Raw genomic sequence first — 12,035 nt, 5'->3', positions numbered from 1 at the left:
CTAATAACTCTGTCAGACATAGATCTGATGGAGTTTTTTTACTTTTTGATATATTTTTCAAATTTTTTACGAATAAGAAAGAAAATATATCAATTAAGGAGAATAGCGTGAAGGAAAAGATTCTAGCCTATGTCAAAGATAATTGTCTGTTTGTGAGTGTTATTGCTGTACTGATGGTGATTTTTTGCTTCTTCCTATGGATGACTTACGGTGCCGGCAACAGCATGGAGGCGGAGACGTCTTATACAGATGTGACAGCTTTGTCAACCTCCTCCTCCAAACAAAGCTCACAGTCTCTTTCTGAGGCGTCTTCCCAGTCAAAGACTGAAGGAAGTGAAAAGGGTGAGTCAAAAGTAACGGTAGATGTTAAGGGGGCTGTGGCTAATCCGGGTGTTTATACCTTAAAAGCAAGCGCTAGGGTGACTGATGCCATCAAAGCTGCTGGGGGAATGACTGAGGATGCGGATGCTAAGAGTGTTAATTTAGCCGCAAGTCTGTCGGACGAAGAGGTTGTCTATGTGGCAACTAAGGATGAAAACCTCTCTGTTCTTGGTCAATCAGGAACTGGTCAGGTCTCTGACAAAGGAGGGCAAACTAGTGCTAAGGATGGTAAAATCAACTTAAACACAGCGACCTCAGAGGAGTTGCAAACCATTTCTGGAATTGGAGCTAAGCGGGCAGAGGATATCATTGCCTATCGTGAAAGTCATGGAGGTTTTCAATCCGTAGATGACTTGAAAAATGTCTCAGGAATTGGTGATAAAACTTTAGATAAAATCAGAGAGTCCCTCTATGTGGCTTAAAAAAGCTCCCATCAATCTTTTTTCCTTGACTCTTTTAATAGCTGCTCTTTATTTTACGATTTTTGTCACTAATGTTTATGCTATGGGGGCTTTTGCTTTTCTTTTAGGATGTTTTTTGAAGCATCATTGGAAGAATAAGGCAGCCCTAAAGTTGGTGGGACTTGTAGGTAGTTTCTTTTTGGTCTACTTTTTATTCTTGCATCACAGAGCTATCATACAAGATAAACAAGCTCCTGCTGAAATTAATCAGGTGACTCTGGTTGCTGATACGCTGTCGGTTAATGGTGAGCAATTATCAGCTATCGGAAAGGCAAAGGGACAAACCTATCAGGTCTTTTACCGACTTAAATCTGAGAAGGAGCAGCATTTTTATAAGACTACTAGCCAAACGCTGGTATTAAAAGGGAAAATAAAGTTATCCCCAGCAACTGGTCAACGTAATTTTCAAGGGTTTAATTATCAGTCTTATCTATCCAGTCAAGGTATTTATCGAATGGCTCAGATTGAGCGCTTGGACCATGTGGTGCCTCAAAAAACCACATCTCCCCTAGCTTTTTTTCATCAACTGAGGAGGAAGGCTTTGGTTCATATCCAGACGCACTTTCCTAATCCTATGAGACACTATATGACAGGCCTACTCTTTGGGTATTTGGATAAGGAGTTTGATGAGCAAAGTCAGCTTTACACAAGTTTAGGGATTATTCATCTATTCGCACTTTCAGGGATGCAAGTGGGCTTTTTTCTGGGATGGTTTCGCTACGGACTCCTACGCTTGGGCCTTCCTAAAGATTATCTATTTATTGTTTTACTGCCTTTTTCCTTATGCTATGGCTTAATGACAGGCTGGACAGCTTCAGTCCTACGTTCCCTGATTCAAAGTTTGCTGGCGGAGTTTGGTATTAAAAAACTGGACAATATGGGGATAACCTTGCTTCTATTGTTTCTCTTTTTACCTCATTTTCTTTTAACAGTGGGAGGTGTTTTAAGTTGTTCCTACGCCTTCTTGTTGTGTTTGTTTGATTTTGAGGAGATGCCATCTCTTAAAAAGTCAATCTGTACGAGCTTAGTGTTGAGTCTTGGGATTTTGCCTTTTCTAACTTTCTATTATGGGACCTTTCAACCGGTGAGTTTAATTCTGACGGCGATGTTTTCGATAGTATTTGATAGCTTTCTCTTGCCTGTATTGACAGTCTTCTTTGCTCTTTCAGGACTGGTAATCTTTTCTCAAATCAACCCACTTTTTGAATGGATGGAGGCCTTTTTGACTTGGATACAATCCTGGATAGGCCAGCCTTTGATTTTAGGGAAACCTAGTTTGTTTCAGTTTGGCTTGATGATAGCTGTATTGGTTCTGCTCTTTGATTTTTGGAAAAAGCCCCAGTTTAGGATTTGCCTTTTGATGATTTTTGGTCTTTTGATGGTCTGGGTCAAACATCCTTTAACCAATGAGGTGACTATGGTTGACGTTGGTCAGGGAGATAGTATTTTTCTGAGGAGTATGAAAGGCGATACCATCCTAATTGATGTGGGTGGCAAGGTGACTTTCGGCTCAAAGGAAAAATGGCAAGAGGCTAGTCAGACGAGCAATGCGGAGAAAACCTTGATTCCCTATCTACAGGCTAGGGGAGTGTCTCAAATTGATCATCTGGTCCTGACTCATACGGACACAGACCATATTGGTGATTTGGAAGAAGTAGCCAAGCGGTTTAAGATTAAGGAAGTCTGTGTCAGTCAGGGGGCTTTGACTAAGCCTAGTTTTGTGAAACGACTTCGGACTTTAAAACGCCCAGTTCGCACTCTAAAAGCTGGTGATAAACTGCCTATGATGGGAAGTAAGCTACAGGTTCTTTATCCAAATAAAATTGGTGATGGTGGTAACAATGATTCGATAGTTCTTTACGGAAAACTATTAGGAAACAGTTTTTTGTTTACGGGTGATTTGGAAAAGGAAGGAGAGGAGGAACTGATGGTCAGTTATCCCAATTTAAAGGCAGGCATCCTCAAAGCTGGGCACCACGGTTCAAAAGGGTCATCGTCTGAAGCGTTTTTGGACCAGTTGCAGCCCTCCCTTGCCCTTGTTTCAGCCGGTGAGAACAATCGTTATAAACATCCAAATGATGAAACTTTGAAGCGTTTTAAGAAACGTCACATTAAGGTTTTACGAACAGACCAGAACGGTGCTATCCGTTTTAAGGGGTGGTTTAAGTGGTCAAGTGAAACTGTCCGATAATTGTTAGAGTTCTTAATTTGTCATGCACCTCAATCTATGGTAGAATGTAAAGGCTAATATTCCAGTATAAGAAAGATTGAACAGTATGCGTAAAATTATCATCAATGGTGGTAAGAAACTTCAGGGAGAAGTTACAGTATCAGGGGCTAAAAATTCAGTTGTTGCATTGATTCCAGCTATTATTTTATCTGATGGAGTGGTTACCCTTGACGGGGTACCAGCAATCAGCGACGTCGATAACCTCATTGAAATTATAGAAGTAATGGGTGGTTCTGTTAAGCGTGATGGCGAAACACTTGAAATTGATCCACGAGGCGTTAAGGATATGCCAATGCCATTTGGTAAGATTAACAGCCTTCGTGCTTCTTACTATTTCTACGGTAGCTTGCTTGGACGTTACGGACAGGCAACAGTAGGTTTGCCAGGTGGCTGTGATTTGGGACCACGTCCTATTGACCTTCACCTTAAGGCGTTTGAAGCGATGGGTGCTAGCATTTCCTATGAAGCGGAGTCTATGCGTATTGCGACTGATGCTGGTCAATGCATTAAGGGTGCTCATATTTACATGGATACGGTCAGTGTTGGAGCGACTATCAATACCATGTTGGCAGCAGCTAAGGCTGAGGGTCGTACGGTTATTGAAAATGCGGCGCGTGAACCTGAGATTATTGATGTAGCAACTCTTCTTAACAATATGGGCGCGCGTGTACGTGGCGCTGGTACAGAGGTTATCACGATTGACGGTGTAGAAAGCTTACATGGCACTCGTCACCAAGTTATTCCAGACCGTATTGAAGCGGGTTCTTACATTGCTATGGCCGCAGCTATCGGTAAGGGAGTTAAGGTTAAAAATGTTCTTTATGAACACCTTGAAAGTTTTATTGCTAAACTTGAAGCAATGGGTGTTCGTATGACAGTTGAAGAAGATGCCATCTTTGTGGAAGAGCAAGGTGATCTAAAACCTGTTGACATTAAGACGTCGCCTTATCCAGGTTTTGCAACAGATTTACAACAACCGATGACACCGTTGTTATTGAAAGCAAGTGGTCGAGGAAAAATCATAGATACAATTTATGAAAAACGTGTGAACCACGTTCCTGAATTGGCTCGTATGGGAGCTGATATTCAAGTACTCGGTGGACAGATTGTTTATAACGGTCCAACGCAACTCTCAGGTGTACCAGTAAAAGCTAGTGATTTACGTGCGGGTGCGGCGCTTGTTACGGCAGGTCTTATGGCAGAAGGTCAAACTGAAATTACCAATATTGAGTTTATCCTTCGCGGGTATTCAAATATCATTGAGAAACTTTCTGACCTTGGTGCAGATATTCGTTTGATTGAAGATTAAGTCTAAGGTTCAACCCCTAGTGGTTGAGCCTTTTTCCATTTCTAAAACTGTGTTATAATACTATCATGGATATTTGGACTAGTCTGGGTGCTTTTGCCTTTTTTGAGTCGGAGCGCCTTTCTTTTAGACCACTCATCTTTTTGGATCGTTTTGATTTACACGAAATTGTATCAAATCCTCAGAATCTACAATTTTTCTTTCCTGCCACTCAAACACAGCATGAAACGGATTGCCTTTTGGTCCATTATTTCATGAAGGAGCCTCTAGGTGTATGGGCGATTGTAGATAAAGAGTTAGATAAGGTGATTGGCGTCGTTCGTTTTGAAAAGATAGATGCCCAGAAACGGACTGCAGAGCTTGGCTATTTTCTGAATGCCTCTTACTGGGGTAGAGGTCTAATGACTGAGGCGGTTACCTGTCTGTCAGATTTGGCTTTGACAGCTATGGGAATGGATCGTATTATCCTTATTGCACATTTGGAAAATAAGGCATCGATTCGTGTAGCGGAAAAATCTGGCTTTAAACTTGTGTCTCGCTTTAAGGGAGCAGACCGATACACTCGTACCATGCGTGATTATCTCCGCTTTGAGAAGGAGGAGAACTGTGAGTAAACATCAAGAAATTCTAGATTATCTTGAGGCCTTGCCCATCGGTAAGCGTGTTAGTGTGCGTAGTATTTCGAATCACTTACAGGTTTCTGATGGAACTGCCTATCGAGCAATTAAAGAAGCTGAAAATCGAGGATTGGTTGAGACACGTCCTCGGAGTGGGACGGTTCGAATTGAAAAGAAAGTCCAAGTTCGTCTTGATAGGCTGACCTTTGCGGAGATTGCAGAGATTACGGAGTCTGAGGTTATCTCTGGTCATGAAGGTCTGGAACGTGTCTTCAGTAAGTTCTATATTGGAGCCATGACTATTGAGAATATCACCCGTTATCTCACCAAGGGAGATCTTCTTATTGTTGGGGACCGTGAGGATATTCAATTGCTTGCCCTGGAACACAATAATGCTATTCTAGTGACAGGGGGCTTTCAGGTTTCCGACAGGGTAAAAGAGCTTTCTCGTTTGAAGCAATTTCCGGTCATGGTAACAACTTACGATACCTTTACCGTGGCAACCATGATTAACCAGGCACTTTCGAATGTCCGCATCAAAACAGACATCAAGACTGTAGCTCAAGTCTATACCAGACGAGAAGACTACAACTACATGACTCCAGAAATGACGGTCAGGGATTTTCAGAATTTGGTTAAACGGACCAACTTGGTACGTTTTCCAATTCTATCTGAGTCTGAAAAAGTGATTGGGATTGTGACCATGCGGGATGTGTCTAATCAGCAACCGACGACCATGCTTAAGGCAATCATGACCAAGCCGACGGTGACACGACTTGAGACTAGTCTGGCAACTGTTGCCCAAAAGATGATTTTTGAAGACTTTGATATCATTCCTGTTGTGGACGAAGAAAAACACTATCTAGGTGTTATCACCCGTCGTCAGGTTTTGGAAGAACTTCAGGACAATAATCGTGGCAACTTGCATACCTTTAGCGATCAAATGATAGCTAACCTGAACCAGGACAAGCATGCTTTCAGTTTTGAGGTAGAGCCCACTATGATTGACAATTCTGGGAACCTCACTCAGGGTGTTCTTGCAGAGATGGTTAAAGAGGTTGTCTATCGTATCATGGAAAAGCAGGAGCAAAATGGTCTTGTGATTGAAGAGATGATGTTTTACTTTCTTCAGGCAGCTCAGATCGATGACAAGGTGACGATTACACCAAGTATTATTGCTGAGACCAGACGTAGAGCTCATCTGGACCTTATGGTTACTCACGGGAATCATACCGTCTGCAAATCAGTCGTTGTGGTTAAGAAAACTTAGTAACTAAAAATAAAAGATATAAAGAAAACGGAGAAAACAATGATTACATTAAAATCAGCACGTGAAATTGAAGCAATGGATAGGGCAGGGGATTTTCTTGCTAGTATTCACATTGGTCTACGTGACCTCTTGAAACCAGGAGTAGACATGTGGGAAGTGGAAGAGTATGTGCGTCGTCGTTGTAAAGAAGAGAATGTCCTTCCCCTTCAGATTGGGGTTGAGGGAAGCATTATGGATTACCCTTATGCGACATGCTGTGGCCTTAATGACGAAGTGGCACATGCCTTTCCACGTCACTATATTTTGAAAGATGGTGACCTCTTGAAGGTTGATATGGTCTTGTCAGAACCTATCGATAAGTCAGTCCTTGATGTGTCAAAATTGGATTTTGACAATGTTGCTCAGGTTAAAAAATACACGGAATCATATTCTGGCGGTTTGGCTGACTCATGTTGGGCTTATGCGATTGGAACGCCATCTGACGAAGTTAAAAAACTTATGGAAGTAACACGTGAGGCTATGTACCTTGGCATTGAACAAGCGGTAGTCGGTAACCGTATCGGTGATATCGGTGCAGCTATCCAAGAATACGCTGAAAGTCGTGGTTACGGTGTTGTTCGTGATTTGGTTGGACACGGAGTTGGACCAACAATGCACGAAGAACCAATGGTGCCAAACTATGGGGTGGCTGGACGAGGTCTCCGTCTTAAAGAAGGAATGGTTTTGACTATCGAGCCAATGATTAACACTGGTACTTGGGAAATCGATACTGACCTTGAAACGGGTTGGGCTCACAAAACTCTTGACGGTGGACTTTCTTGTCAATATGAGCACCAATTTGTTATCACTAAGGATGGTCCAGTAATTTTGACTTCTCAAGGCGAAGAAAGAACTTACTAATATGAAACGACAAGGCTTAATGTCCCGTCTATTGGATAAACTCCAATGGCGCCCTTTGCAGGTTTATCTTAGGCATTATCGTAGTGCAGAGATAGATATTTCAACTATCGCAGTGGCTTACTACCTCATTTTGACGGTTTTTCCGCTTATTGTCATTGCGGCAAATGTCTTTCCCTATCTGAATATTGATACGACTGATCTCTTGAAGTTTATGAATGAGCACCTTCCTAAGCAGTTTTATGCACCTGCAGCCAACGTTGTTCAGGATATCTTCTCGACACCTTCTGGACAGTTGTTGGGAGTTGCCTCTTTGACGGGATTCTGGACAATGATTAAGTCCTTGTCTTCGCTTCAAAAGGCGATTAACAAGGTATATGGTGCTTCAGAACACCGTGATGTCTTTATTAGTCATATTGTTGGTGGTTTCATGAGTCTGGTCATCTTGTTCCTGCTCACCTTTGCACTAATGCTGTCTACGATTATTCAGTCGGTCCTTAGAGTTATTACACAGACCTATCCTATTGGTTCCAAGATGACTCAGTTTATTTTAAATAGTATCCAGCCTCTGAGTATTGCAGTTGTCTTCCTGGGAATGATGGTGCTTTATTTTGTGCTTCCGAATGTGAAGATTCGAAAAATCCGCTTTGTTATGCCAGGGACTATCTTTACGACTTTGGTGATTGGCTATTTAAGCAACTTGTTTGGAACTTATGTGATTCGTACCTTGAGTCGATTAGTTGATATCAAGTTATTTGGATCCATTATGATTTTCGTCTTCATGCTTTGGTTCATCTTCTTGGCCAGGATTTTGATTTTGGGGGCCGTCTTTAATGCGACCTATCAAGAGCTTAGACAAGGTGAACTGAAAAGTAGAAGAGGAGATGTGATTACTATTATTCAGAGCTTTTCTGGAGATGGTAGTGACAGCAAAAAACACAAAAAAGATGAGGATGATTCCTAGATGATAAAGAGAGCTTGGTGAGATCCAGGCTCTTTTGACGGGAATATTATCCTTTGTAGATAATAAAAAGATAATGATTATGGAGGAAAAATGAAAAAACAAACTGTTCGTGATTTAACACATATTGCTATTGTGGCAGCTCTTTATGTAGTCTTGACTGTTGTGCCACCTTTTAACTTAATTTCGTATGGTCCCTACCAGTTCCGAATTGCAGAAATGTTCAATCTTTTAGGATTTTATAATCGCAAGTATATCATTGCCGTGACTTTGGGCTGTGTGATTGCTAATTTCTTTAGCTTTAACATGATTGATGTGGTTGTCGGAAGTCTCTCGACACTGGTCTTTGTCGGTTCAGGTGTTTATTTCTTCGACCGATTTAAGAACCAAGATATTTTAGGTGGACTTTTTGACAAGGCTCATGTTTACTTTGCCTTTTACTTCTCATTCTTCATGGTGACAATTGCGGCTGAGTTGACCTTGGTTACTCAGGCACCATTTTGGGCAACTTGGTTCACTGTTGCTATAGGAGAATTGGCTTCTCTCTTAGTTGGTGCAATTCTCATTAAGAAATTGGCCAAAGTTATTGATTTTGTTTCCTAAATTAACGTCTGTAAAGGCGTTTTTTTCTGCTTTTATGTTAAAATGTTCCTATGGAAAAACGAATGAAAGAGCTGGTTGTTAAACTTAACCAGTATGCAAAAGAGTATTATACGGAAGATAATCCATCAGTGTCAGATGCCGAGTATGATAAGCTTTATCGTGAGCTTGTAGCTTTGGAGGCTGAACATCCAGAACTTGTTCAAGCAGATAGTCCAACACATCGTGTGGGAGGGCTGGTACTTGATGGTTTTGAAAAATATCAACATGAGTATCCGCTTTATAGTTTGCAGGATGCTTTTTCACGAGAAGAGCTAGATGCCTTTGATAAGAGGGTTAAGGACGAATTTCCTAATGCTGATTATATGGCTGAACTCAAAATCGATGGGCTTTCTATCTCGTTGACCTATGTGGATGGTATTCTTCAGGTAGGTGCGACACGTGGTGATGGTTCTGTAGGTGAGAATATCACTGAAAATGTCAAGCGTATCTCAGATATTCCTTTGAAGTTGGACCAACCTCTTAATATTACGGTGCGTGGGGAGTGTTACCTGCCACGGGCTGAGTTTGAACGCATCAACATCCAACGCCAGGAAAATGGTGAGGCCGAATTTGCCAATCCACGTAATGCTGCAGCAGGAACTCTTCGTCAATTAGATACCAAAGTGGTTGCAGAGCGTCGTTTGGCGACTTTCCTTTATCAGGAAGCTAGTCCAACGGAGCGTCTAACACAAAATGATGTCTTAAATGAAGTGGCAGAACTCGGTTTCTCTGTTAATCCACGACGTATTGTCACATCATCGATGGATGAGATTTGGGACTTTATTCAAGCTGTTGTAGAAGATCGTGATCACTTGGCCTATGACATTGATGGTGTTGTCATCAAAGTCAATAGTTTGGCTATGCAAGAAGAACTCGGTTTTACAGTTAAGGCGCCACGTTGGGCCATTGCTTATAAATTCCCGGCTGAGGAAAAGGAAGCAGAGCTTCTCTCAGTGGACTGGCAGGTAGGTCGTACGGGTGTAGTAACGCCGACTGCTAATTTGACTCCAGTGCAATTAGCGGGGACAACGGTTAGTCGGGCCACCCTTCATAATGTAGATTACATTGCCGAAAAAGACATTCGTATCGGTGATACCGTAATTGTCTACAAAGCTGGTGATATTATCCCTGCTGTACTTCGTGTAGTAGAGAGTAAGCGTACGACACAGGAGCCGATGGAAGTACCGACTCAATGTCCATCTTGTGGCAGTGGTCTTTTACATTTTGAAGATGAAGTTGCCCTACGTTGTATCAATCCTTCTTGCCCTGCTCAGATCAAGGAAGGCCTGATTCATTTTGCCTCTCGAGATGCCATGAACATCGCAGGTATGGGACCTTCAGTGGTTGAAAAGCTCTTTAAAGCTGAATTGGTTAAAGATGTGGCTGATATCTATGGCTTGAACAGTCAGGATTTCCTTCAATTGGAAGGTTTCAAGGAAAAGTCGGCTGAAAAACTTTACGCAGCCATTCAAGCATCAAAAGAAAATTCTGCAGAGAAATTGCTCTATGGCTTGGGTATTCGTCATGTTGGCGCCAAAGTTAGTAAGCAGTTGCTAGAAGCTTTTGGAAGTATACAAGAGTTAGCCAGTGCAGATGTCGAGGCTATTGCTGCTGTAGATGGTTTAGGAGAGGTTATTGCCAAGTCCATCCAGCGCTATTTTGCTAAGGAGGAGGCTCAAGTTCTTATGAAAGAACTGGAATCCTATGGCGTTAATTTGTCCTATCTTGGACAAAAGGTGGCAGATGATGCTATCTTATCTGGTAAGACAGTTGTTTTGACAGGAAAATTGGAGCATCTTAAACGTAGTGAAGCAAAGGCAAAACTAGAAGCTCTGGGTGCTAAGGTGACAGGTTCTGTCTCTAAGAAAACAGATTTAGTAGTTGCTGGTAGTGATGCCGGAAGTAAGTTGGAAAAAGCACAAAGCCTAGGAATTGAAGTAAAAGATGAGGCTTGGTTGCTGGATTTATAGGAGTTCAATATGAAACAAAAACGTGCCCGCTTAATTTATAATCCAACATCTGGACAAGAAATTATGAAAAAAAATGTTGCCGAGGTCTTGGATATTCTGGAAGGTGCTGGCTTTGAAGCGTCAGCCTTTCAAACAACACCAGATGAGAACTCAGCAAAAAATGAGGCCACTCGTGCGGCCAAAGCAGGCTTTGACTTAGTTATTGCTGCTGGTGGCGATGGTACAATCAATGAGGTTGTTTCTGGGGTTGCCCCGCTTAAAAAACGCCCACAAATGGCGGTTATTCCAACGGGAACGACAAATGACTTTGCACGCGCCTTGAAGATTCCAAGAGGAAATCCTGTTGAAGCAGCCAAGGTTATCGCTAAAAATCAGACCCTTCAGATGGATATTGGCCGTGCCTATGATGACAAATACTTCATCAATATTGCGGCTGCTGGTTCCTTTACGGAACTAACCTATAGTGTACCTAGTCGCTTAAAGACAGTACTTGGTTATTTGGCCTACCTTGTTAAGGGGGCAGAGTTGTTGCCACAGGTAAAGAAGGTTCCTGTTCGTGTTACGCATGACGAGGGTGTCTTTGAAGGTGGTCTTTCCATGATTTTCGTTGCCTTGACCAATTCAGTTGGTGGCTTTGAAACGATTGCCCCAGATGCTAAACTGGATGATGGTAAATTTACTCTAATCATGGTTAAGACAGCTAACCTCTTTGAATTGGTTGACCTCATTCGTCAAATTCTCCAAGGTGGTAAACACATCTATGACAAGAGAATTTCCTATATCAAAACGAGCTCGCTGTATATTGAGCCTTTAAGTGATGATCGTATGATGATTAACCTCGATGGCGAATACGGTGGTGATGCACCAATTCATCTCCAAAATCTGAAGAATCATATTGAATTTTATGCAAATATTGATGAGATTTCTGATGATGCCATCACTCTTCCAGATACAGATGAATTAGCTCTTGAAGCCATCGCACAAAAATTCAGTACAGAAGCTGAAAAAATTGAGAATGACTAATGTTAAACCTTTAAGCAACCTAAGATAGGTTGCTTTTTTAGTATATTTGTAGAAAATGACGCTTTCATTTGTTACAATAGAAAAAACTGGGAAATTGTTATATAGAATATTTAGAGGAGTAGAGGTTTAATAAAGAGAACGAAGATTATTTAAGTGATGATCATCTAAAGAATGGTGATCAGGCTTTCGAGTCGGCTTTTAGTAATAAAGGACCAGAGTTTGAATCTGCTTTTCAGGAGGAAAAAGCTGAGAAGCGACATTTCTTTTTGACTCTTGC

The 12,035-nt window shown here is 41.7% G+C and carries 10 protein-coding genes; all 10 read left to right on the top strand.

Annotated features, from left to right (window positions below):
• Window positions 1-107: 107 nt before the first annotated feature.
• On the top strand, window positions 108-803 hold the full coding sequence (locus NSQ79_RS08005; protein WP_004183181.1) for a helix-hairpin-helix domain-containing protein: 696 nt from the start codon (window positions 108-110) through the stop codon (window positions 801-803).
• Complete coding sequence (locus tag NSQ79_RS08000; protein ID WP_339313492.1) at window positions 793-3,033, top strand: DNA internalization-related competence protein ComEC/Rec2; 2,241 nt, start codon at window positions 793-795, stop codon at window positions 3,031-3,033. The genes NSQ79_RS08005 and NSQ79_RS08000 overlap by 11 nt, the downstream gene beginning before the upstream one ends.
• Before the next feature lie 85 nt (window positions 3,034-3,118).
• Entirely contained in the window at window positions 3,119-4,381 is a 1,263-nt protein-coding gene (locus NSQ79_RS07995) for a UDP-N-acetylglucosamine 1-carboxyvinyltransferase (protein WP_013991032.1), read from the top strand.
• A gap of 65 nt (window positions 4,382-4,446) precedes the next feature.
• Window positions 4,447-4,992, top strand: coding sequence for a GNAT family N-acetyltransferase (locus tag NSQ79_RS07990; protein ID WP_164332044.1), 546 nt, complete (start codon window positions 4,447-4,449; stop codon window positions 4,990-4,992).
• A complete protein-coding gene (spxR, locus tag NSQ79_RS07985) occupies window positions 4,985-6,265 on the top strand; it encodes a CBS-HotDog domain-containing transcription factor SpxR (protein ID WP_002884454.1) in 1,281 nt (426 codons plus the stop codon). Before NSQ79_RS07990 ends, spxR begins: the two co-directional genes overlap by 8 nt.
• Window positions 6,266-6,304: 39 nt before the next feature.
• The gene (locus tag NSQ79_RS07980) at window positions 6,305-7,165 is read left to right on the top strand and encodes a methionyl aminopeptidase (protein ID WP_004183173.1); all 861 of its coding nucleotides are present in this window, start codon (window positions 6,305-6,307) and stop codon (window positions 7,163-7,165) included.
• 1 nt (window position 7,166) lies between these two features.
• Window positions 7,167-8,126: a YihY/virulence factor BrkB family protein gene (locus NSQ79_RS07975; RefSeq protein WP_048790326.1), complete on the top strand. Its 960-nt coding sequence runs from the start codon at window positions 7,167-7,169 to the stop codon at window positions 8,124-8,126.
• A gap of 90 nt (window positions 8,127-8,216) precedes the next feature.
• On the top strand, window positions 8,217-8,726 hold the full coding sequence (locus NSQ79_RS07970; protein WP_048790327.1) for a QueT transporter family protein: 510 nt from the start codon (window positions 8,217-8,219) through the stop codon (window positions 8,724-8,726).
• Between the two features lie 50 nt (window positions 8,727-8,776).
• Window positions 8,777-10,735, top strand: a complete 1,959-nt coding sequence (gene ligA, locus NSQ79_RS07965; RefSeq protein WP_070476695.1) for an NAD-dependent DNA ligase LigA — start codon at window positions 8,777-8,779, stop codon at window positions 10,733-10,735.
• A gap of 9 nt (window positions 10,736-10,744) precedes the next feature.
• Window positions 10,745-11,758, top strand: a complete 1,014-nt coding sequence (locus tag NSQ79_RS07960) for a diacylglycerol kinase family lipid kinase (RefSeq protein ID WP_070476696.1) — start codon at window positions 10,745-10,747, stop codon at window positions 11,756-11,758.
• The last annotated feature ends 277 nt before the right edge of the window (window positions 11,759-12,035 follow it).

The organism is Streptococcus sp. FSL W7-1342 (assembly GCF_037966635.1).
GTDB lineage: Bacteria > Bacillota > Bacilli > Lactobacillales > Streptococcaceae > Streptococcus > Streptococcus salivarius_D.
This window is presented reverse-complemented; position numbering and strand designations above follow the sequence as displayed.

Excerpts from the sequence above, each read along its gene's own strand:
- NSQ79_RS08000 (WP_339313492.1), top strand. The coding sequence starts at position 793 with ATGTGGCTTAAAAAAGCTCCCATCAATCTTTTTTCCTTGACTCTTTTA.
- NSQ79_RS07995 (WP_013991032.1), top strand. The coding sequence starts at position 3,119 with ATGCGTAAAATTATCATCAATGGTGGTAAGAAACTTCAGGGAGAAGTT.
- NSQ79_RS07990 (WP_164332044.1), top strand. The coding sequence starts at position 4,447 with ATGGATATTTGGACTAGTCTGGGTGCTTTTGCCTTTTTTGAGTCGGAG.
- NSQ79_RS07980 (WP_004183173.1), top strand. The coding sequence starts at position 6,305 with ATGATTACATTAAAATCAGCACGTGAAATTGAAGCAATGGATAGGGCA.
- NSQ79_RS07975 (WP_048790326.1), top strand. The coding sequence starts at position 7,167 with ATGAAACGACAAGGCTTAATGTCCCGTCTATTGGATAAACTCCAATGG.
- NSQ79_RS07970 (WP_048790327.1), top strand. The coding sequence starts at position 8,217 with ATGAAAAAACAAACTGTTCGTGATTTAACACATATTGCTATTGTGGCA.
- ligA (WP_070476695.1), top strand. The coding sequence starts at position 8,777 with ATGGAAAAACGAATGAAAGAGCTGGTTGTTAAACTTAACCAGTATGCA.
- NSQ79_RS07960 (WP_070476696.1), top strand. The coding sequence starts at position 10,745 with ATGAAACAAAAACGTGCCCGCTTAATTTATAATCCAACATCTGGACAA.